Consider the following 1,263-nt stretch of genomic DNA (forward strand, 5'->3'; position numbering starts at 1 on the left):
GAGGATATGGTTGATCGTGCAGCGGCGATCGCTTTTCAAGAAGGCTCTTGCCAAGGAGGAGATCGATTCCTTGTGACAGCTGGCGGCCCACTTGGAAAACCTGGCTCTACGAATTTACTGCGCATCGCTTCTGTTTCTCAAGATGGAACAAAGGGCGTTTGAATGTTCACGTGAGTGATATTTTTGGGGGAGTGCCCGACCAGAGCATACCCATTATTGCTTTATCATCTATCGTGAAAGCACAGCAACTGGCTTTCGTGTTGTCTGCTGCATGCATGTCTGGTTTTTATACTGAAAAAGCCGTGCTGATGATGGACCGAATCGCCCAGCAAATCGAGCAAGATCGCACTTATGCTGCTGTGGTTGGTGCATAACATTTGCACCAGAGTCAACGGGAACAGATGTTTTTCGTCTTAATATGAGTCACACAGATCTTAAAATAATGTGTGATTTGGTGAAGCGAATCCGGAAGGTCGAAAAAACCGTTCGCTGACCAATCGGTATTTTCGTGGATCTCCAGGAACCTAAGTTGCATGTCGGCTGTTTTGTTAAAGGGCAAGAGGATTTACGTGTTGGGCAAAAATTTACATTGGATGATCGTGATGTTCTTGGTGATGTACAGCGTGTTTTTTTTCCGCACAGCGAGGTGTTAGCGGCTGTTAAACCCGGTGATCGGTTATTGCTTGATGATGGGAGGCTAGAATTATGCGCTGAAGTGTGTGACGGTCATTCTGTTCAGTGTCGTGTGGTTGCTGGAACCCATATTTCTGATCGAAAAGGGGTTAGTCTTCCCGATACGGTTTTGCCTTTTTGTCCAATGACGCCAAAGGATAAGGCTGATCTTCAGGCAGTTTTGGAACAGTCTGTTGATTGGGTTGCTCTTTCTTTTATCCAGCGGCCGGAAGATATTATATCAGTGCGCCAGTTGACAAAAAGCAAAGTGTCTTTGATGGCTAAGATCGAAAAGCCTCAAGCTTTGGCGCATAGAGAAGAAATTATTGATGTATCCGATGGTATTATGATTGCACGGGGAGATCTCGGAGTGGAAGTACCGTTGGAGAGGATTCCAGCCATTCAGATGGAACTTATAAAAGCTTGTCGTTTAGCGGGGAAACCTGTCGTTGTGGCTACGCAAATGCTCGAATCAATGATTACATCATCTGTTCCGACACGGGCAGAAGTTTCTGATGTCGCTACAGCAGTTTATGCGGGAACTGATGCTGTAATGTTGTCTGCTGAATCAGCATCTGGTCTTTATCCTGA

At 45.8% G+C, this 1,263-nt stretch carries 2 protein-coding genes and 1 pseudogene; all 3 read left to right on the forward strand.

Annotated features, from left to right (window positions below; translation table 11 throughout):
• On the forward strand, positions 1-162 hold a 162-nt coding region (locus tag ACFIK8_RS09510), incomplete at its 5' end, for a pyruvate kinase alpha/beta domain-containing protein (RefSeq protein WP_375669283.1).
• A gap of 29 nt (positions 163-191) precedes the next feature.
• Positions 192-374 carry a hypothetical protein gene (locus ACFIK8_RS09515; RefSeq protein ID WP_161510667.1) on the forward strand — a complete coding sequence of 61 codons (183 nt, stop codon included), beginning with the start codon at positions 192-194 and terminating at the stop codon, positions 372-374.
• A gap of 20 nt (positions 375-394) precedes the next feature.
• A pseudogene (pyk, locus tag ACFIK8_RS09520) lies at positions 395-1,263 on the forward strand (pyruvate kinase); the annotation flags it as partial.

The organism is Bartonella sp. MR168JLCBS, assembly GCF_042194175.1.